The organism is Williamsia maris (assembly GCF_024171815.1).
GTDB lineage: Bacteria > Actinomycetota > Actinomycetes > Mycobacteriales > Mycobacteriaceae > Williamsia_A > Williamsia_A maris.
The window spans coordinates 1,124,344-1,146,127 of the sequence record NZ_JAMTCJ010000002.1; the positions used below are offsets into that span (position 1 = coordinate 1,124,344).

Annotated in this window: 17 protein-coding genes; 6 read left to right on the plus strand and 11 right to left on the minus strand. The window is 68.0% G+C overall.

Going from position 1 to position 21,784, the window contains the following annotated elements:
• Positions 1-1,677 carry a dihydroxyacetone kinase family protein gene (locus LX13_RS12050; protein WP_253661547.1) on the minus strand — a complete coding sequence of 559 codons (1,677 nt, stop codon included), beginning with the start codon at positions 1,675-1,677 and terminating at the stop codon, positions 1-3.
• Entirely contained in the window at positions 1,655-3,055 is a 1,401-nt protein-coding gene (locus tag LX13_RS12055; RefSeq protein ID WP_253661548.1) for an amino acid permease, read from the minus strand. Before LX13_RS12055 ends, LX13_RS12050 begins: the two co-directional genes overlap by 23 nt.
• Before the next feature lie 92 nt (positions 3,056-3,147).
• On the opposite strand from LX13_RS12055, the gene LX13_RS12060 reads away from it, so the two are divergent.
• From LX13_RS12060 to LX13_RS12070, 3 genes are read left to right on the plus strand one after another with little or no spacing between them, the layout of a single operon-like run.
• Positions 3,148-4,032 (plus strand): SCO6745 family protein, encoded by an 885-nt coding sequence (locus LX13_RS12060; RefSeq protein WP_253661549.1) that lies wholly within the window; start codon positions 3,148-3,150, stop codon positions 4,030-4,032.
• Positions 4,033-4,083: 51 nt separating this feature from the next.
• Entirely contained in the window at positions 4,084-4,713 is a 630-nt protein-coding gene (locus tag LX13_RS12065) for a hypothetical protein (RefSeq protein ID WP_253661550.1), read from the plus strand.
• Between the two features lie 38 nt (positions 4,714-4,751).
• Complete coding sequence (locus LX13_RS12070; protein ID WP_253661551.1) at positions 4,752-5,507, plus strand: maleate cis-trans isomerase family protein; 756 nt, start codon at positions 4,752-4,754, stop codon at positions 5,505-5,507.
• A 13-nt stretch (positions 5,508-5,520) separates the two neighbouring features.
• Here the strand turns inward: LX13_RS12070 and LX13_RS12075 are convergent, their stop codons facing one another.
• Positions 5,521-6,954 carry an amidase gene (locus LX13_RS12075; RefSeq protein ID WP_253661552.1) on the minus strand — a complete coding sequence of 478 codons (1,434 nt, stop codon included), beginning with the start codon at positions 6,952-6,954 and terminating at the stop codon, positions 5,521-5,523.
• A gap of 166 nt (positions 6,955-7,120) precedes the next feature.
• On the opposite strand from LX13_RS12075, the gene LX13_RS12080 reads away from it, so the two are divergent.
• Positions 7,121-7,873: a GntR family transcriptional regulator gene (locus LX13_RS12080; RefSeq protein ID WP_253661553.1), complete on the plus strand. Its 753-nt coding sequence runs from the start codon at positions 7,121-7,123 to the stop codon at positions 7,871-7,873.
• 163 nt (positions 7,874-8,036) lie between these two features.
• Positions 8,037-9,419: an MFS transporter gene (locus tag LX13_RS12085; protein WP_253661554.1), complete on the plus strand. Its 1,383-nt coding sequence runs from the start codon at positions 8,037-8,039 to the stop codon at positions 9,417-9,419.
• Between the two features lie 89 nt (positions 9,420-9,508).
• Here LX13_RS12085 and LX13_RS12090 read toward each other — a convergent pair whose 3' ends face one another.
• Positions 9,509-10,114 carry a flavin reductase family protein gene (locus LX13_RS12090; RefSeq protein WP_253661555.1) on the minus strand — a complete coding sequence of 202 codons (606 nt, stop codon included), beginning with the start codon at positions 10,112-10,114 and terminating at the stop codon, positions 9,509-9,511.
• The gene (locus LX13_RS12095) at positions 10,098-11,129 is read right to left on the minus strand and encodes an ArsR/SmtB family transcription factor (RefSeq protein WP_253661556.1); all 1,032 of its coding nucleotides are present in this window, start codon (positions 11,127-11,129) and stop codon (positions 10,098-10,100) included. The genes LX13_RS12090 and LX13_RS12095 overlap by 17 nt, the downstream gene beginning before the upstream one ends.
• Before the next feature lie 482 nt (positions 11,130-11,611).
• Between LX13_RS12095 and LX13_RS12100 the strand changes: the two genes are divergently transcribed.
• Positions 11,612-12,058: an OsmC family protein gene (locus LX13_RS12100; protein WP_372499881.1), complete on the plus strand. Its 447-nt coding sequence runs from the start codon at positions 11,612-11,614 to the stop codon at positions 12,056-12,058.
• A gap of 119 nt (positions 12,059-12,177) precedes the next feature.
• On the opposite strand, the gene LX13_RS12105 is transcribed toward LX13_RS12100, so the two are convergent.
• Genes LX13_RS12105 through LX13_RS12130 form a run of 6 tightly spaced genes read right to left on the minus strand, consistent with a single transcriptional unit; the run spans position 12,178 to position 21,751 of the window.
• Positions 12,178-13,350, minus strand: coding sequence for a M20 family metallopeptidase (locus tag LX13_RS12105; protein WP_301301202.1), 1,173 nt, complete (start codon positions 13,348-13,350; stop codon positions 12,178-12,180).
• A gap of 41 nt (positions 13,351-13,391) precedes the next feature.
• Positions 13,392-14,618 carry an aminotransferase-like domain-containing protein gene (locus LX13_RS12110; RefSeq protein WP_253661558.1) on the minus strand — a complete coding sequence of 409 codons (1,227 nt, stop codon included), beginning with the start codon at positions 14,616-14,618 and terminating at the stop codon, positions 13,392-13,394.
• A gap of 29 nt (positions 14,619-14,647) precedes the next feature.
• Entirely contained in the window at positions 14,648-15,841 is a 1,194-nt protein-coding gene (locus LX13_RS12115) for a M24 family metallopeptidase (RefSeq protein ID WP_253661559.1), read from the minus strand.
• 32 nt (positions 15,842-15,873) lie between these two features.
• Positions 15,874-17,337, minus strand: a complete 1,464-nt coding sequence (locus LX13_RS12120; RefSeq protein ID WP_253661560.1) for an NAD-dependent succinate-semialdehyde dehydrogenase — start codon at positions 17,335-17,337, stop codon at positions 15,874-15,876.
• A complete protein-coding gene (locus tag LX13_RS12125; protein ID WP_253661561.1) occupies positions 17,334-20,396 on the minus strand; it encodes an FAD-binding and (Fe-S)-binding domain-containing protein in 3,063 nt (1,020 codons plus the stop codon). The genes LX13_RS12120 and LX13_RS12125 overlap by 4 nt, the downstream gene beginning before the upstream one ends.
• Positions 20,397-20,407: 11 nt before the next feature.
• Positions 20,408-21,751, minus strand: a complete 1,344-nt coding sequence (locus LX13_RS12130) for an aspartate aminotransferase family protein (RefSeq protein ID WP_253661562.1) — start codon at positions 21,749-21,751, stop codon at positions 20,408-20,410.
• Positions 21,752-21,784 lie beyond the last annotated feature (33 nt).

Genomic DNA, 21,784 nt, shown 5'->3' on the forward strand with positions numbered 1-21,784 from the left:
TCAGGCAACGTCGGCGGCAGCGCCGAAGAACCACGAGATGACCAGCGCGCCCGGATCGACGACACCGCGCGCCCGGTCGCCGACGTAACTCGCGCGGCCCCGTGACGCCACGAGCTCGCGGGTGGACTCGGCGCCGTCGGCGGATGCCGCGGATACGTCGGGGAGCGACGATCCCTCGGCGAGGGCATCGGCCGCGGGCGACAGTGCGTCGACCAGCGTGTTGTCCCCGACGTGCGCGCCGCCGAGGTCCTGGATCTGGCGTAGGGCCTCGGCGACGCCGGTGCGCAGGGCGCCGGTGCGATCGCTCGACTCGTCGAAGGCGCGGGCGAGTTCGGCGAAGAACAACCCGAACAGCGCTCCTGACGTGCCGCCGGCACGGACGAGGAACGACGTGCTCAGGGCGCGTAACACGTCGGGGTCCGTCCCTCGCAGCGGAAGGGGGAAATGACGCAGGGCCGCAGCCATGTTCGTGCCGAAGTCGCCGTCGCCGGCCTGACGGTCGAGTTCGGTCAGCTCGTCGATCGACTCCTGGACCCGTCCGACGAACGTGGACAACCAGCGCGATTCGTCGCCGGTGTCGGCCGAGTCGTCGGGCTCGGCGAAGCCCACGTCGACCGGGCGTGACCCGCCGGTGGCCGCCTGCGCGGGCCAACCCGGGGCGCCGGTCGGCGCATCGAACAGCTCGACGATCTCGTCGTCGCAGCGCACGAGTGTGATGGAGAAGCCGGCCATGTCCAGTGCCGTGACCAGTGTGCCCACGACGTTGCGGCGGATCTCGTGCCCGCGGTCGGTGAGTTGTCGGACGACCTGGTCGAACACCACGTTGAGCTCAAGCGGGTGTGCTGCGCCCAGACCGTTGACGAACGCGATCAGCGGCTCGCCGTCGTCGGGCGCCAGCGACGCGAGGATCCGGTCGAGCATGCCGGCGACGAGCTCGTCGGCGGGCTGCTGCGGTAACCGGTCGACGCCGGCCTCACCGTGGATTCCGACGCCGAACTCCATGTCGCCTGGCGGGAGATCGAAACTCGGTCGGCTCGCGCCGGGCACGGTGCAGGGCGCGAACGCCACGGAGAAGCTGCGCGATCCGGCGGCGACCCGGCGGCCGAGTTCGGCGACGGTGCGCAGATCGTCGCCGCGGGCGGCGGCTGCGCCACATATCTTCTCGACGATCACCGTCGCCCCGGTTCCGCGTCGGCCGGGGCCGTCGTGATCGGACTCGGTGGCCACGTCGTCGTCGATCAGCACGTGGTCGGTGGCGACCTCGTCGCGCACCATGTTCCGCGCGACCCGAAAATTCATCACGTCGCCGGTGTAGTTCTTGACGATGTGCAACACGCCCGCCCCGCGGTCGGCGTGCCGGGTGGCGCCGGCGATCTGCAGGGCGTTGGGGGAGGTGAAGACCAGTCCCGGGCACGCGGCGTCGAGCATGCCGGACCCGATCATCGCCGCGTGCATGGGTTCGTGGCCGGACCCGCCGCCCGACACCAGGGCCACGCCGTCGTCGGTGCGGTCGGTCCGGTGCAGGAATCCCGGGTCGGACTCCCACGCGATGTGGTCCTGCGCTGCGACGAAGCCGGCGATCGCGTCGGTGAGGAACCGATCGGCGTCGACCGACACGTAGGTGTGGGCTGGCCGATCGGCGTGGGGGTCGTTGTCAGACAAGCGAATCCTTTTCATCGGTGGGGTCGCTCGCGGCGCTCGAGCTACCCAACGTGCGTTGCCGGTAGATGCCGATCGCGATGATGATCACGGCCGACGCGAGGGAGAACGAGATGGCCTGCTGTTGGTTCTCGTCGAAGGCCATCAGCGCCAGCACGGCGACGATGAACACGATGACGCCCGACGTCGCGTACGGGAACAGCCACATGCGGACCGGGGGAACCTCGCCGCGGGTGCGCATGGTGCGTCCCAGACGCAGCTGGCTCACCGCGATGGCGAGGTAGATGAACAGCGCGACCGCGCCGCTGGTGGCCAGCAGGTATCCGAAGATCTTGTCGGGCAACACGTAGTTGCCGATCACGGCGACGAAACCGAGCGCCATCGAGGCGATGACGGCGACCCACGGGACGCCGTTGCCGGTCACCTTGCGCACGACCGCGGGCGCGTCGCCGCGGGTACCGAGAGAGAACAGCATGCGTGAGGCGGTGTACAGCGCAGAGTTCAAGCAGGATGCGACCGCAGTGAGGACGACGACGTCCATGATGCGGGCCGATCCCGGAATGCCGATGGCCTGCAACACCGTCTGGTAGGAGCCGTCGTCGAGCCGGTCGTAGGGGACCAGGGCCACGACCACGAAGATCGAGCCGATGTAGAACAGGAAGATCCGCCAGATCACCGAGTTGACCGCGCGGCTGATGCCCTTGGCCGGGTCGGGCGACTCGGCGGCGGCGATCGTGACGATCTCCGATCCCATGAACGAGAACATGGTGGTCAGCATCGCGGCGATCACCGCGCCGAACCCGTTGGGCAGGAACCCGTTCGGTTCCCACAGCTTGCTCACGCCGCTCACGTCCGAGCCGGGGAAGACGCCCACGATGGCCAGAACGCCGATCGCGATGAAGGCGACGATGGCCACAACCTTGATCAGCGCGAACCAGAACTCGAACTCGCCGTAGTTGCCGACGCTGGCGAGGTTCGTCGCCGTGAGCAGCACGGTGACCGCGAGAGCCCACACCCACTGCTCGCTGCCGATCACCCGGCTGAGGATCGATGCGGCGGCGGTGGCCTCGACCGGGATCACGAGAACCCAGAACCACCAGTACAACCAGCCGACCGAGAAGCCGGCCCACCGTCCCATGGCGCGTTCGGAGTAGACCGAGAACGACCCGGTGTCGGGGTTGGCGGTGGCCATCTCGCCGAGCATCCGCATCACGAACACGACGAGCGTCCCGGCGAGCGCGTAGGAGATGATCACCGCCGGGCCGGCGGCCTCGATGGCGGTGGCGGATCCGACGAAGAGGCCGGCGCCGATGACCCCGGCGATCGAGATCATGGTGATGTGTCGTGGCTTCAGGCTGGCTCCGAGTGAACCGGGCTCGCTCTTGGTGGTGGTCATGTGCCCTCATCACGTGGTCGGTGATCGTCTCGGGTTCGCGTCGGTGGTGGTTTCACGCGCTCGCGAGGAATCACTCTGGCACAGTGAGGCGCGTGACGTACCGATTCGATGACCAGGCGCGCGCTCGCGCTCGTACCGCCTACGAGACGCTGGAGCCGTTGCACGTATTGGCGTATTTCAACTCCGGCCTGCAGCAGGCGCAACAGGACACCGGTCTCGACGCCTACGCCTGGTACGTCGGGGCGCGGGGGGCGCCGCTGGGTGACTGCGTGCCGTCGGTGGTGTCGGCGGCGTTCTTCAACTTCAGCCCGTCGGTGATCCATCCGGGGTGGATCGCGTCGAAGGAGTACGGACTCGACCGGGTCTCCGAGCGTCGCTTTCAGATGCTCGACGAGGTGCTGACGATCGCCCTCGGCGACCGGGCATCCGATCCGGGCCTGGTCACCCTCGCCGACCGCTTCTACGAGATCGCGGAGTCGGTCCCGTACGCCGGGCGCACCCTCGCGTCGGCGTGGGCCGAGTCGACGCCGCCCGAGCAGCCCCACGTGCGGCTGTGGCATGCGACGGCCATCCTGCGTGAGTGGCGCGGTGACGGTCACATCGCCGCCCTGGTCGACGCCGGGTTCGACCGTCTCGAGGCCGTCGTGTTCCACGAGGCACGTCACCCCGACCCGTCGGTGCGCAAACGCGGTCTCGGCAAGAAGCTGTCGCAGATCACCCGCGGGTGGTCGGACGAGCAGTGGGAGGTCGCCGCGGACGCGCTGGCGACCCGCGGTCTGGTCGACCGCGACGCCGACGGTGAGATCCTCAGCGCGGGCGGGGCGGAGACGTACGCCGACATCGAGGCCGTCACCGACGACGCCGCGGCAGGCGCCTGGGCCGGTCTGGCCGACTTCGACGACGTCATGGCCGCGGCCAAGACCTACGTCAAGCCCGTCATCGACTCCGGCATGCTCCCGGGCACGAAGAAGAAGTAATCGGCGCCTTGGGCCGGCTGCGATGTCCGACCCCGGTGGCATCCTGCGCCCATGTCGTTGGACACCTGGGAGCATCCCGCGCGGTGGCGGATTCACGAGTGGGCTGAGTACGGACTCGACCAGGGATTGGACGCCACCCTGGCCGAGATCGACGCGCAGTCGTGGAGCGACGGTCGAACCGGGTGCATCGACGAGTCGATGGCCTCGTTCAACTCCGATGAAGCCTGGATCGCCCGTGTGCTCGCCGCCGAGGGGCACACCGTCATAGCGCTCCCGCGGTCGCTTCGCGAGGGGGTCAAGTCGGCCGACGCGAGCGTGTCCGGTCTGCTCACCGAATTCAAGACCTACTCGGGGATCAGCTCGAAATGTCTGTCGAACAAAGTCGTCTGCGGGCTACGACAGGCAGATCGGGTGGTCGTGCGTGTGACGGCCGGACTCGGCGACCCGACCGAGGTCCGTCAGGTGTTCGATTCCAGGGTGCGTGCGTCGGGTCGCGGGCGAATGCGGGGGCTCAAGTTCATCGGCGATGATTTCCACTTCGAATGGGGTTCGTGGAACCGACATGTCTGCGACCCGTCGAGCGATACGGTCGCCCGCGAACCCGGCGCGCAGTCGATTTGTTGCGTTGGCCGCAACGACTCGGCGGCTGCCGTGAAAAGCTTTTCACCTGCGTCGACGTAGCGGTTTTCGCGTTCGCTGTCGCGTGTCATCATCGCCACATGACGGATGAGGCTGGCCAGATCGGCATCGGGATGGTGTGTCCCTTCGACATGGCCCTTGACCGCGAACTCTGGCGGTGGATGCCCGACTCCGTCTCCTTGCCCTTCACCCGGACCCCATATCTGCCGCATCCGGTAGACGTCGAACTCTGCTCGGAACTCGCCGACCTCGCGACCATCGACCAGGCCGTGCGATCGGTGATGGCGGTACGCCCGTCGGCAGTCGGATACGCATGTGCGTCCGGCAGTTTCGTCCGCGGTATGTCCGGCGCGAGCGCCATCTCGACCTGCATGCGGATGGCCGGTGCGCCTGCGGCCGTCACCACCTCCGAGGCGCTGCTGCGGGCGCTGGATGTGATGGATCTCGGCCGCATCTCGGTGGCGACGCCCTATGTGACGGCGTTGACCGATCTGCTCTGTGACTACCTCGCCGAGTCGGGACGCGCGGTGGTCAACCAGACCGGGCTCGGTCGCGACCACGACATCTGGACCATCCCGTACGAGGTCACCTGCGATCTGATCCGCGCCGCCGACTCCGACGACGCGGACGCGGTCTTCGTCTCGTGCACCAACCTGCCGACCTACGATGTGTTGTCGATGTTGGAACGCGAACTCGGCAGGCCGGTGCTCTCGGCCAACCAGGTCACGGCGTGGGCGGCACTACAGGACGCGGTCCGCGTCGAGGAACGCTCCACCATCGCAACGGGTTACACGTTCGCCGAGCAGTCGTTGTTCGCCCGGGGTTCAGCCGCCTGATCTGCGCAACGCATCAGTCGGGGTCCTGGATCCGGCGGAAGGGCTTCGCTGCCTCGAGTTCGAAGGCGACCTCGAGCATCGCGGCCTCGTCGCCGTGGTCGGCGGCGAGCTGTACCCCGATCGGCAGGCCCGTGCTGGTGCGTCCGGTCGGCAGCGAGATGGCCGGCCCACCGGTCGCGTTGTTGAGCGGTGTGAAGCTGACGTAGGCGAGCAGCCGGGGGAACAGGACATCGAATCCGTTTGCCGGAGAGAGATGTCCGATCTCCGGTGTCGTGTGCGCGAGGACCGGCGAGACCATCAGGTCGACGTCGGCAAAAGCCCTGTGATGTTTGGCCTCGGACTGTCGGAGCCGCCAGATCGCCTGCGGTGTGCGCCAGAAGTGACGGAGGAACATCCGTGACAGCCCCTGCGTGAGCGCATCGGTCTTCGTCGGGTCGAACCCGGGCCCCATGACGCGCTTGCCGAACTTCTGGATCCCGAAGCCCATCATTCCCCAGAGGTGCACGAAGTCCTGTCGAAACGCCTCGAGGTCCTTCTCCGAGAGCGGCAGTCCGATCTCGGTGACGTCGTGCCCGAGATCGGCGAGGACGCGCGCGGTCTCACTGACCGCGGCCTGCGTCTCGGTGTCCACCGGGATGTCCGGGAGCGACTGGTTGACGACCCCGATGCGCAACCGCCGTGTGCCCGGCCCCTCGATCAGGCCCACCGGCTCGAGGTGGGCGACCGGGCGATAGCGCTCGATCTGGGCGATGAAGGTGGCGGTGTCGCGCACCGTCCGGCTGACGACCCCGTTGGAGATGATGTTGACCGGCAGGTCGGCGGCGTGGGCGTCGATGATCTCGCGACCGCGGGTCATCTTGAGCCCCACGAGTCCACACGCCGCGGCCGGGATGCGGATCGATCCACCGCCGTCGTTGGCGTGCGCGATCGGCACCACGCCGGAGGCCACCAGCGCAGCCGAACCACCCGACGATGCGCCGCTGGAATAGCCAGTGTGCCAGGGGTTCCGGGTCGGGGGCAGCGTCTCGTACTCGGTACTGGCGTTGAACCCGAACTCCGGCAGCGTCGACTTCCCGAGGTTGATCATCCCGGTGGACAGGAACTGATCGGTGAACCCGGCGTTGCGCGGCGCGGGCGTCGCGTTGATCGACAGGGAGCCCTGATCGGTGGGCAGCCCGGCGACGTCGGTGTTGTCCTTGACGAAGGTCGGCACCCCGGCGAACACCCCGGCGCCGGGGCTCCGGGCGAACCCGCGGGCGCGGTCGAAGTCGGGGGTCTGGATGGCGTTGAGCCGGTCGTTCACGGCCTCGGCGCGTGCGATGGCCGCGGTGACGGCGTCCACCGAACTGATGTCGCCCGACGCGATCGCGGAGGCGACCCCGGTGGCATCGAGATCGCCCAACGCGTCGTCGGTGAAGGCGTGGACCCGGCTCGCTTCGGTGGTCATCCGACCGACTCTAGCAACGTGGTACACGAACGTTCCGCCGGTGGCGGCCGTTCGGAGCCGTACGTGCCGATGGATTGAACCGCTGGCACCCGGTACGGTCACCGGGGTAGATTGTCGACAATCTACCAAGCAGGGAACGCTGCTGTCCCGAACGAATCGAGGAGACATGAGCGACGGCGTTGTGAGCGGCGCGCCGCAGTCCGACACCGGGGGTGTCCTGTCGGGGACGGCGCGCAAACGCGTGCTCGAACCGCTGGTCCAGGAGTCGACGCCCGCAATCATCGCGCGCAAGCTGCGAACGGCCATCGCGGCCGGTGATTTCCCGCCGGGATCGCAGCTCACCGAGGCCGGACTCGCCGCCGATCTGGGGGTGAGCCGCGGACCGTTGCGCGAGGCCATGCAGCGCCTCACACAGGAGGGGTTGCTGGTCAGCTACCGCAACCGAGGACTGTTCGTCATCTCCATGGACGACGCCGACATCAACGACATGTACGTAGCACGGTCGGCGGTCGAACGCGCCGCGTTGGCGCAGGTCGTCTCGCGTCGCGATCCCGACGACATCGCGGTGTTGAACGAGGCCATCGATCGGATGCAGTCCTTCGCCGATGCCCCCAACGGTCCGGAGATAGCGGACTCGGACATGAACTTTCATGCGCTGCTCGTCGAATGTGCCCGCAGCCCTAGGCTTTCACGCATCCACGAGACCATCCTCGTCGAGACGAGAATGTGTTTGGGCGCCATGCGCGGCACGTATGCGTCGGCGCAGGCGCGCATCGACGAGCACACCGACATCGTCGCGGCCATCGTCGACGGCGACACATCGCGTGCAGATGAACTGATGATCGCGCACATGCGGGACGGGTTGGCGCGGCTGCTGCCGGACGAAACCTCGCTCACCGCACCGGTACATCGCACGTAAGGCGTGGTAGGGCGCTTTTCTGCGGTGTCCGATAGGTCTTTTCGATCCTGTGAACCACTGCGTTCGGTTCCCATCCACCACGCGGACGGGCTACGGTCGAAACAATGTCCACTGCGAAAACATCTGCACAAGCGACAGCTGTTCTGCCATTCCGGGAGGCACGATGACCACGAACACTGCCAAGGGATCGGGGTCGTCGACCGCGCTGCCGGACCCCGAGACACCGGAGGGCCGCAAGCTCCTCCGCAAGGCGATCGGCGCATCTGCCATCGGCAACGCGACCGAGTGGTACGACTACGGCGTCTACGCGGCGACCGCGACATACCTGACGCAGGCGTTCTTCCCGGGTGACCTGGGGACGATCGGCACCATGCTCGGTTTCGCGGTCTCGTTCGCGCTCCGCCCGCTCGGCGGCATGGTGTGGGGTCCGATCGGCGACCGCATCGGCCGCAAGGCCGTCCTCGCGATGACCATCATGCTGATCTCGATCGCCACCGCGTTGATCGGTGTGCTCCCGACCCACGCCGTGGCGGGCGTCTGGGCGCCGATCCTGCTGATCGCGCTCCGCGTCGTGCAGGGCTTCTCCACCGGCGGCGAGTACGGCGGCGCGGCCACCTTCATGGCCGAGTACGCACCCGACAAGAAGCGCGGCAAGTACGGATCGTTCCTCGAGTTCGGCACTCTCGCCGGCTTCGTCATGGGTACCGCGTTCGTCCTGTTCCTGGAGCTCGGTCTCACCGACGATCAGATGCAGACCTGGGGCTGGCGCATTCCGTTCTTCTTCGCACTCCCGCTCGGGCTCGTCGGCCTGTACCTGCGGAACCAGATGGAGGACACCCCGGTGTTCCGTGAGATGGAGCAGAAGGGCGAGATCGAGGGCACCGCGTGGACCCGCTTCGTCGATCTGCTCCGCGACTACCGTCGCCCCATCCTGATCATGTTCGGGATGGTCATCGCGCTGAACGTCGTGAACTACACGCTGTTGGCGTACCTGCCGACTTACCTGCAGAACAACATCGGCATGTCGACGACTACCGGAACCGTCACCATCCTCATCGGCGAGCTGGTGATGATGGCGCTCATCCCGTTCTTCGGACAGCTGTCGGACCGCACCGGACGCAAGCCGCTGTGGTGGGGGTCGTTGATCGGCCTGTTCATCTTCGCGCTGCCGCTGTTCTGGCTGATGGGGCAGGGATTCGTCTGGGCCATCATCGGATTCGTGATCCTCGGCGTGCTCTACATCCCGCAGCTGGCGACGATCTCCGCGACATTCCCGGCCATGTTCCCGACGCAGGTCCGCTACGCCGGGTTCGCGATCTCCTACAACGTCGCCACCGCGGCGTTCGGTGGCACGGCGCCGCTGGTCAACGATGCGGTCACGCAGAACGACGGGTGGGACCTCTTCCCGGCCGGCTACATGATGATCGCGTGTGCGATCGGCATGATCGCGCTGCCGTTCCTGCGGGAGACCGCGGGCTGCTCGATCCGCGGTACCGAGATCCCCGGCGAGGAGACCGACGCCGAGAAGTCCCTCACCAACGCCTGAGCCCGCGGGTTGGGCCGTCGTTCTCGCGGGTTGGGCCCTAGTTCCCGCCGGTTGGGCCGATGTCGGCGCCTCGTCGGGCGTTGTGCGCGTCAGTGGGGCCGATCGAGGTCGACGGTGTCGCCGGGCAGGCCCCACTCGATGCGACCGAGGCGACTGACCGCGGCGAGCTTGTCGTAGTCGGGGAGTCCGTCGTCGGCGACGATCGACGGATCGACGGTGAGCGCGACGACCTCGCCCATCACGACCACCGAGTTGCCGACCTCGACAGCGCGGTGGAGGCGGCACTCGATGGCTATCGGTGAGTCGGCGACCCGCAGGCAGTTCACTACCGTGGCCGGCGTCGACGGGATGCCCGCCTCGACGAACTCGTCGATGTCGGAGTCGAACCCGGCCGAGCTGGCGTTGGCCAGGTGCATCAACGACTTCGAGACGATGTTGATGACGAACTCGCCGGTGTCGATGGCGTTGCGTGCGCTGTCCTTCGCGCCACCCACCGAGGTGAACTGCACAACCGGTGGCGTGGTCGACGACACCGAGAAGAAGCTGTACGGCGAGAGGTTGTCGACGCCCCCGGTACTGCGGCTCGACACCCAGGCGATGGGGCGCGGGACGATCGACGCGGTCAACAGCTTGTAGAAGTCGCCCGGGTCGACCGTGGCGGGGTCGTGGACGATCCGGTCAGTGGGTGTACTCATGCTTCCAGTCTGCACGAGACCGCGTCGGACGGTCGGCGCCGTCGACGAGGCGACGGCCCGTCTCGGACAGCCGGTACAGGACCTCGCGGCCGTGACGGCTGCTCTCCACCAGGCCGTTCTCGCCGAGTACCCGCAGATTCTGCGACACCGCACTCGGGGTGACCGAGAAGCGGTGTGCCAGTTCCGACGTCGAGGCCGGCTCGGACAATGCGCACAAGATGTCCGACTTCGGCCCGCCGACGAGATCGCACAACGCGCTGTTCCGCACGACGGCCGGTGTTCCCATCAGGAGCCCCGCTCCGCGTGCGGGATACGACACCCACGGCTGGGTGCACTCGGCGTAGCGCCAGCTGACCGCGCGTCGGGTGAACACGCTGGGGGTGAGCACCACCCCGTTCCCCTTCGCGTGGCTCTCGTCCTCGCGGTCGCAGGACATGGTCACCTCGATGGTGCCGTCGTCGAGCCATCGGATCCCTTCGGTGAGGCCGTCGAACAGGCCGGCCACGCCGCGTTGTCCGAACTCGCGTCCACGGAAGGTGATGTCGGACTCCAGGACTCGGGCGATCTTGGACCAGTACGGTGCGATCACCACCTCGTGATAGTTGCGGAGGGCGTCGGCAACGACCCGACCTGCGTTCGCGGGATCGTCGAGCAGCGCCGCGATCTCGGGGCGGGGCTCGAGGCCGTCGCAGATGGCGGTGAGGTCGCGGACGACCAGGTCGGTCCGGGTGTTCGCGATGAGTTCGTACTCGTCGTCGAGACCGGGGCGCGTGGTTCGCAGAGGCGGGTTGATGAAGTCGGGCATGCTGAAGCCGGAAGGGGACACCAGCGCCGTCAGCAGCGCGAAGTCGTAGTCATCCCGACGTGCCATCGCGTTCTCGTGCCACGGTGCGAGGTACGGACGCCCCATCGGACCGAGGACAAGCGACCACAGACTCAGCGACGTCTCGCCCATTGGCGAGATCGCCAGTCGCACGCGGGCGAGGTCGTCGGTCCCCAGGTGATAGGTCAGCATCTCAGCAGAGAAAGTAGGTCCGTTTCCGGGCCGGCACCAGACTTTTTCGCACGCTGCGTCACCTGCGCCGCGATGACCCCGGTCGGCCCGCGTCGCCACCATGCCGCGATCCGGTTGACGGTTCGCATCAGCGGTCCGGGCGATGCGTGCACGCGGGGGTCGTCGGGATCGAGGTGTCGATGCCGTTGTGCTGAGTCGTGTCGATCGGCGATCCGTGCGTAGGCGATGGCAGTCGTCGGGTCGGTGGCGAGATGGTGGTGGCGCCGGTGGTCGTTGTCCATGCGTGTGAGCCAACGCCGTCATCGCGCCGCCGAGAATTGATTAAGCCTGCGGCTACATCGTCGGGTTGCAAGCCGGGCGGCACCTGTCGATCGGCGGATCAAAAACCGATGTGAATCGACGCCATCGGGCGATACCGTCCGAACGACAAAGCGTCTTGGAGAGGCAGGGCCATGGCTCGAGAACATCAATACCGACTGGACGTGACCTGGACCGGAAATCAGGGTGCGGGTACCGCGAACTACCGCGGCTACAGCAGGGATCACACCGTGGAGAGCGAGAATACCGAGGCAGTCCTGGGATCTGCAGATGCAAGTTTTCGTGGCGATGCGACCCGATGGAACCCTGAACAGCTGTTCCTCGCGTCGATCGCGAACTGTCATATGCTCTGGTACCTCCATCTCGCCGTGCGCGCTGGAGTGGTCGTGACGAACTATCGGGACAAGCCGACGGCCACGATGCGTGAGGACACCGACGGCGGAGGTGAGTTCACACTCGTCGCGCTGCATCCCCATGTGACCATCAGCGGATCGTCCGATGTGGACGTTGCGGCCAAGCTTCATGGCGACGTCGCCCAGTTCTGTTTCATAGCCAGATCCGTACGCGTACCCATCGAGCACCACCCGGTAATAGAGGTTGCGCTTCACTGAGGGCCCAACACGAGGGGATGAGGGCCCAACGCGGGGCGACGAGGGCCCAACAGGGAGCAAGGACGGCCCAACGCGGGGAGTGCTGCCCAACTGGGGGTGTTACGTGCCCAACTGGCGGGTCAGCCGAGCATGCGCAGGGCGAGCAGGGCATACGCCCGGGCCGCGATCACCAGGTCCTCGATCAGCACCGACTCGTCGGGCTGGTGGGCCTGGTTGTTGATGTCACCGGGGCCCAGCACGATGCACGGGATGCCGAGGTCACGGTGGACGAACCCGCCGTCGCACGCCGCGGTCCATCCGCCGATGGCGCTCGTGCCGCCCGCGGCGGTGACCGAGTCCACCGCCGACAGCACGAGTCCGTGCCTGCGATCGGTGCGGAAGCCGGGCATCGACATCGTCATCGAGATGTCCACCTCGATGCCGTCGGTGTCGATGCCGTCGACCGCGACGCGTGCACGCAACCGGGCCGCGATCTCCTCGGCGTCCTCGTCGGGCATCAGCCGACGATCGATGCCGATCGACGCGTTCGGTGCGACGGCCGAGATGCCCTGCCCGCCGCTGATGGTCCCGATGTTCCAGGTCCCCGCGCCGAGCAGGGGGTCGAGGTCGGACTGCATCGCGTCGTGGTCGGCGCGGATGATCTCGATGATCCGCGCCGCGGCGTTGATGGCGTTGCGTCCATCGGCGGGCCGGCCGGAATGGGCTGCGCGACCACGGATCTCGATCTCGATGTAAGACGCCCCGCGACAGGCGATGACGGTGTCGAGGTCGGTGGGTTCGGCGACGACGCATCCGGCGAACTCGCCGGCTCGTCCACGACCCACGAAGTCGCGGACACCGAGACCGTGTTCCTCCTCGTCGACCGTGCAGACCAATTGCACCGGGCCGGAGAGGTTCTCGTCGGCCAACGCGCCCGCGGCCACGATGATCGCCGCGAGGCCGCCCTTCATGTCGGTGGCGCCGCGACCGATGATCCGGTCGTCGACGACGCGGGACACGAACGGGTCGGCGGTCCAACCGGGCCCCGGCGGGACGACGTCGGAATGGCCGAGGAACATCAGGCCCGGCCCGTTGCCACCGGGCAGCGTCGCCACCAGGTTCGGGCGGTCCGTCGCCACCTCGTGGGTCTCCACGGTGCATCCCGCATCTGCGGCGGCGGCCGCCAGGACCGCGACGGTCCCGGCCTCGGTCCCGCCCGGGTTCACACTGGGGACATCGACGAGTGCGCGGGTCAGCGCGACCACCGATTCCGCGGTGATGCGATCGAGAACGGCCCGCTCACGTGCGCTCAGCGGGCTCGTCTCGATCGGCCGCGCGGTCTCGGTGGTCTCACTCACGCGATCATCTTCTCAAGGCTGCCCGTCAGCCGCTTGATGCCCTCCTCGATGCGCTCGGGGGTGCTGGAGGCGAAGCAGAGGCGCAGGGCGTTGCGGAATCGCCCACCGGGCGAGAGGGCCGGCCCGGGGATGAACGCGACGCCGTCGGCGAGCGCGACCTCGAACAGCTCGCGGGTGTCGATCCCCTCGAACTCACCGGCGAGGGTGAGCCACAGGAAGAACCCGCCCTCGGGGTTGGTCGTGGTGACCCGGTCACCGAGATGCCGTGCGATCGAGTCGAGCATCGCGTCCTTGCGCTCGCGGTAGAGCACGCGGATCGAGGCGAGGTGGTCGTCGAGTCCACCGCGGGCGATGTACTCGGCGACGATGTGCTGGTTGGGCACATTGGTACAGGTGTCCATCGCCTGCTTGCCGTTGATGAGCAGCTGGCGGATCGACGGGTCGGCGTCGACCCAGCCGACGCGCCACCCCGGCGCGAGGATCTTGGAGAAGGTGCGGACCGAGAACAGCAGCGGGTCCTGCGGGCTGAGCGTCTGGAAGGTGGGGATGTCGTTGCCGGAGAAGCGCAGCAGGCCGTACGGGTCGTCGTCGATGATGATCGAACCCCAGCGATGGGCCAACTCCAACAACGCCTTCCGGCGCTCCAGCGACAGCGTCACGCCGGACGGGTTCTGGAACGTCGGGATCGTGTAGATCGCCTTGGGCGGGCGGTGATGATGTCCGACGAGGTCCTCGAGCTGATCGACGAGCATGCCGTCTTCGTCCATCGGGACCTCGAGCAACTGCGCGCCGTAGGACAGCGCCGTCGCGCTGCCGTTGGTGTAGGTCGGCGACTCGACGACGACCAGATCGCCCGGGTCGATGAACAGCTTGCAGGCGAGGTCGAGTCCCTGCATGCCGCCGGTGGTGATGACCAGACGGTCCTCACTCGACGGATCGGGGGTGCCGGCAAGGTACTTCACCAGCAACTCGAGCAGTCGCGGCTCGCCTTCGGTGGCGCCGTAGGTGAACGACGACGCGTCGAGGATGGTGCCTGCGATCTCGCGGAACTCCTCCGACGGCACCGCCTCGTCGGCGGGCGACCCCATCGCGAAGCGCACGATGTCGTGGGTCTGCGCGGCGAGCAGCGAGGTCGACGAGTCGATCATCGACCCGACGAGATCCTTTGCGCGCCCGGCCAGGGGCAGGGTGGGGGCTTGGTTGGCGATGATGCTCGCGGTCATGGGTGCTCCTTCGATCTCAGGAATCGTGGCTATTTGCGGATCAGCTCGCGCGGGAAGCTGGTGAATGTCTCGACGCCGGTGGCGCTGACGCGGACCGACTCGGACAACTCGAATCCGTATCCGTCCATCCACATCCCACAGACGATGTGGAACGTCATGTTCTCCTCGAGGACGGTCTCGTCCTCGGTACGGATGCTGATGGTGCGCTCGCCCCAGTCCGGCGGGTAGCCGATCCCGATGGAATAGCCCAGGCGCGAGGGCTTCTCGAGTCCGTACTTGGCCAGAGTCCAGTTCCAGGTCGACGCCAGCTCGCGGGTCGGGACGCCCGGTCGGATCGCGTCGAGCACGTTGTTGAGTCCCTCGGCGGTGGCACCGGCCACGTAGTCGACGTCCTTGCTCGGCGTGCCCAACGACACCGTCCGCGCGAGCGGGCAGTGATACCGGTTGTGGGCGCCGGTCAGCTCGATCACGACCGCCTCGTCGTCGTTGAACGTGCCCTGATGCCACGTCAGGTGCGGGGTGTCGGCCGCCGCACCGGTCGGCATCATCGGCACGATGGCCGGGTAGTCGCCGCCGAAGTCGTCGGTCCCGGTGATCTGGGCCTGCGAGATCGCCGCCGCTGCATCACACTGCCGTACGCCGACCTCGATGGTGTCGATGGCCGCGCGCATCGCCTGCGAACAGACCATGCCCGCCTGCCGCATCAGCTGGATCTCGGCGTCGGACTTCACCGACCGCACCCAGTTGACGAGCTCGAAGCTGTCCACGAGCTTCCACTCCGGGATCGCGTTGTACAGCGCGCGATAGGCCTTGGGGGTGAAGAAGTGCGAGTCCATCTCCAGACCGACCGACCCGGTCCGCGACGCGGGCGCGATCTGGTGACGCTGTCGCAACGCCCACGCCACCCAGTCGAAAGGGTGCAGGTGCGGGCGGTGGACGTAGCTCTCCGGGTAGCCGACGATCTGCTCGGCGGGCAACCACGTCGTGCGGTGTGCCCCATGGGCATCCATCTCGCGGGCGAAGAACACCATCTCGCCCTCGATGGGCACGAACAACATCTGCGGGGTGTAGAACGACCACGCGTTGTAGCCGATCAGGTAGAAGATGTTCGCGGGGTCGGTGACGATGACCGCCGAGAGTCCCTGCCGCTCCATCAGGACACGGACCTTGCCCAGACGCTCGGTGTACTCGGCGTCGGAGAACAACTGATGTCCCAGGTACAACTCACACCTCTTTCTCGAGTGCGGACAACCGGTCAGGTACGCGGAATGGCGAGGTATTTGACCTCGAGGAACTCGTCGATGCCGATCCGACCGCCCTCGCGGCCGAGGCCGGACTCCTTGACCCCGCCGAACGGCGCGGCCGGGTTCGACACCAACCCGGTGTTCAGTCCGACCATCCCGACCTCGAGCGCCGAGGAGAGCCGCAGCGCACGGTCGATGTCCTGGGTGAACAGGTATCCGACGAGACCCCACTGGGTGTCGTTGGCCATCGCGATCATCTCGTCCTCGTCCTCGAAGGGGATGACCGGCGCGACGGGCCCGAAGATCTCGGTCGACATGAGGTCCGACTCCGGGCTCACGTCGGCGAGGACGGTGGGCGGGTAGAAGTGGCCCGCGGTGTCGGGGGCGATGCCGCCGCACATGATGGTCGCCCCGCGTCCGACGGCGTCGGCCACCAGGTCGCGCACCTTGTCCAGCGCCTTCGACTCCACCAGCGGACCCACCTGGGTGCCGTCCTGCGCGCCGTCACCGACCACGAGCGCACCCATCCGCGCACTGAGCTTCTCGGCGAACTGATGCGCGACCGACCGGTGCACGAACAGGCGGTTGGCGGCGGTGCACGCCTCGCCCATGTTGCGCATCTTGGCCACCATGGCGCCCTCGACGGCCTTGTCGATGTCGGCATCGGCGCAGACGATGAACGGGGCGTTGCCGCCCAGTTCCATCGACGTGCGCATCACGGTGCGAGATGCCTGCTCCAGCAACAGCTTGCCCACCTGGGTGGAGCCGGTGAAGCTGACCTTGCGCGCGAGTCCGCTGTCCATCCAGGTGGTGACGACCGGGCCCGGGTTGTTGGTGGTGACGATGTTGAGGACGCCTTTGGGCAGACCGGCCTCGGTGAGGATGTCGGCCAGCGCGAGTGCGGTCAGCGGGGTGAGCTCGGCGGGTTTGAACACCATCGTGCAGCCTGCGGCCACCGCGGGCCCGATCTTGCGGGTCCCCATGGCCAGCGGGAAGTTCCACGGGGTGATCAGGACACACGGACCGACCGGCTCCTTGGTGACGAGGATGCGGTTGGCGCCGTCACCGGTGGTGGTGTGGTCGCCGTTGATGCGGACGGCCTCCTCGGCGAACCAGCGGAAGAACTCGGCGCCGTAGGTCACCTCGCCCTTCGCCTCGGCGAGTGGCTTGCCCATCTCGGTCGTCATGATCAGGGCGAGGTCGTCGGCGCGCTCGAGGATGAGCTTGTGCGCGCGGTAGAGGATCTCGCTGCGTGAGCGGGGAGAGGTCGCGGCCCACGACTTCTGGGTCGCGGCGGCGGTCTCGATGGCGCGCTGCGCGTCGACCGCGCCACCGTCGGCGACGGTGGCGATCTGCTCGCCGGTGGCCGGGTTCTCCACGACGAACGTCGAACCGGACTCGGCGGACGACCATGCGCCCCCGATGAACAGTCCGGTGTTGAGCTTGCCGATCAGTTCGGCAGCACGGTTCGTCATGCGTGGTCTCCTCGTGGTCGTGCGGCGGATTCGCCGCTGGGGTGCGGATCGAGCAACTGTGCCAGGTGGGTGCCGGTCACGGGGCGGATCCGGTCATCGACGGCGACGAGCTGTTGCACGGCCATGGCGCAACTGAACCCGTCGGTCAGCACCGGCTCGTCGTCGACCCGTGCGCGCAGAGCGGGCGCGAGGGCCTGTTCGCCCACGGCCATGCTGACCTCGTAGTGACCGCGTTCGAAGCCGAAGTTTCCTGCGACACCGCAGCATCCGTCGGCGGTGGTGACCGTCGAGACGCCGAGTCGGCGCAGCACCGACGCCTGGGTGGCCGGGCCGAACACGGCGTACTCGTGGCAGTGGGTCTGCACCGTCACGGCGTCGGGCATGGTGGGTGGCTGCCACCCGTCGTCGAGCATCTCGCCGACGTGGGCGGCGAAACTGCGCACCCGCTTTGCCACCCGGCGTGCGGCGTCGGTGTGCACCAACTCGGGCATGTCCTTGTACAGCGCCGCGGCGCAACTCGGTTCCGGGACGACGATCGGTCGGTCGGTACCGTCGTCGAGGGCCTCGGCGGTCTTGGTCAGCACCTTGCGGGCGTGGTCGAGTTGCCCGGTGGAGATCCATGTGAGCGCGCAGCAGTTGTCCTTCTCGCAGCTCACTCCCGTCGACGCGGATCCAGGGCTCGTGGTCGAACCGGGACTCGAGTGGTTTGCGAGAACCCGCGCTGCGGCGGCCCCGACCTCGGGTCGGAACGCCTTGGTGAACGAGTCGAGGAACAGCACGGTGCCGGCGTCGGTGTCCTTCGTGAGGCCGCGCAGGTGATTGCGGACCTCCTTGCGTCGCGAGAACTGCGGCATCGCCCGGCGCGCGTCGAGGCCGGCCAGCCGCGCGGCCGCACCGGAGAGCTTGGTGGCCAGCACGGCGTTGATCATCGGCGCCATCGTGGTGGCGGGGCGTAGCCAGGCCGGCATCCAGCCGAGGGCGTAGTGCGACATCGGCCGTACGCGCCGACGGTAGTGGTGGTGCAGGAACTCCGAACGGTAGGTGGCCATGTCGACGCCGGTGGGGCAGTCGGTGGAACACGCCTTGCACGACAGGCACAGGTCCATCGCCTCGCGGACATCCTCCGAGCGCCAACCGCTCTCGACGTCGGGAGCGTTGCGGATCATCTCCTGCAGCACCCGCGAGCGTCCGCGGGTGGAGTCCTTCTCGTCCTTGGTCGCGCGGTAGCTCGGACACATCACCCCGCCGGAGTGCGAGCGACAGCGCCCGACCCCGATACACGCCTGGGTGGCGTGCACGAACGGGTCGAGGCCGTTCTTGGCGTGCGGGTGATCGGCTCCACTGCTGTGTCCGTGGTCGGCGCCGGGACCCGGGATACCGAGATCGAAAGCGGTCGACCAGGTTCGGCTGGGGATGTCGGCCAACGCGAGGTTGTCGCCGATGGCGTCGGGCTCGACGATGCTGCCGGGGTTGAGCAGTGCAGTCGGATCCCAGATCCGTTTGAACGCACCGAACAGCCCCATCATCTGCGGCGAGTACATGATCGGCAGGAGCTCCGATCGGGCCCGACCGTCACCGTGCTCACCCGACAGCGAACCGCCATGGGCCACCACGAGATGCGCCGCGTCCCGACAGAAGGCGAGCATCGTCGCGCGGCCGGACTCGCTGCGCTGATCGAACGTGATCCGGACGTGCATGCAGCCGGCACCGAAGTGCCCGTACATGACACCGGTCAGACCGTGCTGCGCGAGGAGCTCGGTGAACCCCTCGAGATATTCGGGGAGGTTCTCCGGCGCGACGGCGGAATCCTCCCAGCCGGGCCACGACTCGTAGCCGCTGCCCGCATCGGGATCGTCGAGATCGACCAGTCGCGAGGACAACCCGGCGCCGTCCTCGCGGACGCGCCACAGCATCGAGCGCTGCGTGGGGTCGGTGACGGTGCGAGCGTCGACGAGTCGACCCTCGGCGCGCAACTTCTCGAGGAGATCGGAGATCGCGGCGGGCACGTCGTCCGCGCTGAACTCGTCGAGTTCGACGTAGATCCAGGCGTGTCCGTCCGGCAGGCCCTCGACCGAGGAGCGTCCGCGGCGGGCGCGCATGGTGGCGACGATCCGCTCGTCGATGCCCTCGATGGCCGACGGGGAGAAGCTGAGCATGACCGGGACGTCACGCGCCGCGTCGACGACGTCGCGGTAGCCGAGGCACAGCAGCTGTGGGTGCTGGGCCACCGGCACCAGACCGACCACGGCGGACACGACGAGAGCGCAGGTCCCCTCGCTCCCGACGAGTGCTCGGGCGACGTCGAAACCGCGCTCGGGCAATAGATGCGCGAGGTGATATCCGGACACCTGCCGGGGGATGCGTTCGAGTTCGGTGCGCAGCGGGGCGAGATTGGCACTGACGAGATCACCGAGGGCAGAGGCGATCTCCTCGGCACGCCGGACCGCCGCCGGGTCGGTGGGGTCGGTGGCGCGCAGCCCGGTGCGGGTCGCGGTGACGCGCAATCCGTCCGCGGTCACCAGATTGGTCTCGACGACGTGATCGGTGGTGCGCCCGTAGCGCACCGAGTGGTTGCCGCAGGCATCGTTGCCGATGGCGCCGCCGAGCGTCGCACGGGACTGGCTCGACGGGTCCGGCGCGAACGTCAACGCCCCGTCGGTGTCGGTGCGGACGGCCTTCTGCAGCTCGGTCAGCACGACCCCGGCCTGCGCCAAAGCGGTGCGATGCTCGGCGTCGACGGTCACGACACGGGTCATGTGGCGGGACAGGTCGATGACCACGCCTTCTCCGATGGCGTTGCCGCCCATGCCCGTTCCGCCGCCGCGCGGGATGACGGGGATGCCGACGGAGTGGCAGTGCGCCACGGTCGCGGCCACCTCGACATCGTCGTGCGGGAAGACCACGCACAGCGGTGACAGGCGGTAGTTCGACGCGTCGTAGGAGTACTCGGCACGCCGACGGGACGAGTCGTCGGCGTCGAGGCCCAGGGCCCTGAGGTCGGACCCGACGCGGGACCGGTCGTCGACGGAGGTCAGTTCGCCGGCGGGTGCATTCGACATCGTCGGAGGCGTCAGCCGAGCACGGAGGACAGGGCGGCGTCGAAACGCGATAGCCCCGTGGTCATCTCGTCCTCGGTGACGACGAGCGCGGGGATCAATCGGATCACGTTGGCCAGCGGTCCGCAGGTGAGCGTGAGCAGACCCTCGCCGATGCACGCCTGCTGGACCTTGGCGGCCGACGCGGCGTCGGCCACCGGGGCGGACGAGGTGGCGGTGGGGTCGATGAACTCGATGCCGGCCATCAGTCCGAGGCCACGGACGTCACCGATCTGCGGGAACTTCGCCGCGATCTTCTGCAGGCCGGCCAGCATCTGCTCGCCGCGCAGGCGGGCGTTCTCGACGAGGTTCTCCTCGTGGATGACCGCGAGGGTGGCGACACCCGCGGCGGCCGCGACCGCGTTGCCGCCGTACGTGCCGCCCTGCGAGCCGGGCCACGCCTTGGCCATCAGCTCGGTGGGCGCGGCGATCGCCGAGATGGGGAAGCCGGACGCGAGACCCTTTGCGGTGATGATGATGTCGGGGACGAGGCCGACGGTGTGCTGGTGGCTCCAGAACTTGCCGGTGCGGCCGAACCCGGCCTGCACCTCATCGGCGATCAGGATGATCCCGTGCTTGTCGGCGCGCTCGCGCAGGCCGGCGAGGAACGCCGGGGGAGCGGGCAGGTAGCCGCCGTCGCCGAGGACGGGCTCGATGAGCATCGCGGCGGTGTCGTTGGGGGCCACGCGAGAGGCGAAGAGGTAGTCGAGCTCACGCAGGGCGAACTCCACCGCGGTGTCCTCGTCGAAGCCGTACCGGTAGGCGTACGGGAACGGGGCCATGTGCACGCCGCTCATCAGCGGGGAGAAGCCGGCCGAGAAGCGGGTGCCCGCGGTGGTGAGGCTGGCCGCGGCGACGGTCCGGCCGTGGAACCCGCCCTGGAACACCACGATGTTGGGGCGACCGGTGGCCATGCGGGCCAGGCGGATCGACGCCTCGACGGCCTCCGAGCCGGAGTTGGCGTAGAAGATCGAGTCGAGCCCGGTGGGCAGCACCTCGCCCAGCTTCTCGGTCAGTTCGAGCAGCGGCTGGTGCATGACCGTCGTGTACTGCGCGTGGATGATCTTCCCGCACTGCTCCTGCGCGGCCGCGACCACGCGCGGGTGGCAGTGTCCGGTGCTGGTCACGCCGATTCCGGTGGTGAAGTCGAGGTAGGACTTGCCGTCGGTGCCGTGGATCCACGAGCCGGTCGCGTGATCGACCACGACGGGGGTCGCCTGCTTGAGCCCGGGACTCAAGGTGGCGCGGTTTCCGGTCGGGGCCGGAGTGGTCCCACCGGTCGCAGAGGCGTTCACATCCGAGGTCAGCGTCGAGGTCATGGGTACACGGTGACGGGGGATGGTCTGATTGTC

Coding starts and splice junctions, on each gene's coding strand:
- LX13_RS12050 (WP_253661547.1), bottom strand. CDS start 1,677: ATGAAAAGGATTCGCTTGTCTGACAACGACCCCCACGCCGATCGGCCA.
- LX13_RS12055 (WP_253661548.1), bottom strand. CDS start 3,055: ATGACCACCACCAAGAGCGAGCCCGGTTCACTCGGAGCCAGCCTGAAG.
- LX13_RS12065 (WP_253661550.1), top strand. CDS start 4,084: ATGTCGTTGGACACCTGGGAGCATCCCGCGCGGTGGCGGATTCACGAG.
- LX13_RS12070 (WP_253661551.1), top strand. CDS start 4,752: ATGACGGATGAGGCTGGCCAGATCGGCATCGGGATGGTGTGTCCCTTC.
- LX13_RS12075 (WP_253661552.1), bottom strand. CDS start 6,954: ATGACCACCGAAGCGAGCCGGGTCCACGCCTTCACCGACGACGCGTTG.
- LX13_RS12080 (WP_253661553.1), top strand. CDS start 7,121: ATGAGCGACGGCGTTGTGAGCGGCGCGCCGCAGTCCGACACCGGGGGT.
- LX13_RS12085 (WP_253661554.1), top strand. CDS start 8,037: ATGACCACGAACACTGCCAAGGGATCGGGGTCGTCGACCGCGCTGCCG.
- LX13_RS12090 (WP_253661555.1), bottom strand. CDS start 10,114: ATGAGTACACCCACTGACCGGATCGTCCACGACCCCGCCACGGTCGAC.
- LX13_RS12095 (WP_253661556.1), bottom strand. CDS start 11,129: ATGCTGACCTATCACCTGGGGACCGACGACCTCGCCCGCGTGCGACTG.
- LX13_RS12110 (WP_253661558.1), bottom strand. CDS start 14,618: ATGACCGCGAGCATCATCGCCAACCAAGCCCCCACCCTGCCCCTGGCC.
- LX13_RS12120 (WP_253661560.1), bottom strand. CDS start 17,337: ATGACGAACCGTGCTGCCGAACTGATCGGCAAGCTCAACACCGGACTG.
- LX13_RS12125 (WP_253661561.1), bottom strand. CDS start 20,396: ATGTCGAATGCACCCGCCGGCGAACTGACCTCCGTCGACGACCGGTCC.
- LX13_RS12130 (WP_253661562.1), bottom strand. CDS start 21,751: ATGACCTCGACGCTGACCTCGGATGTGAACGCCTCTGCGACCGGTGGG.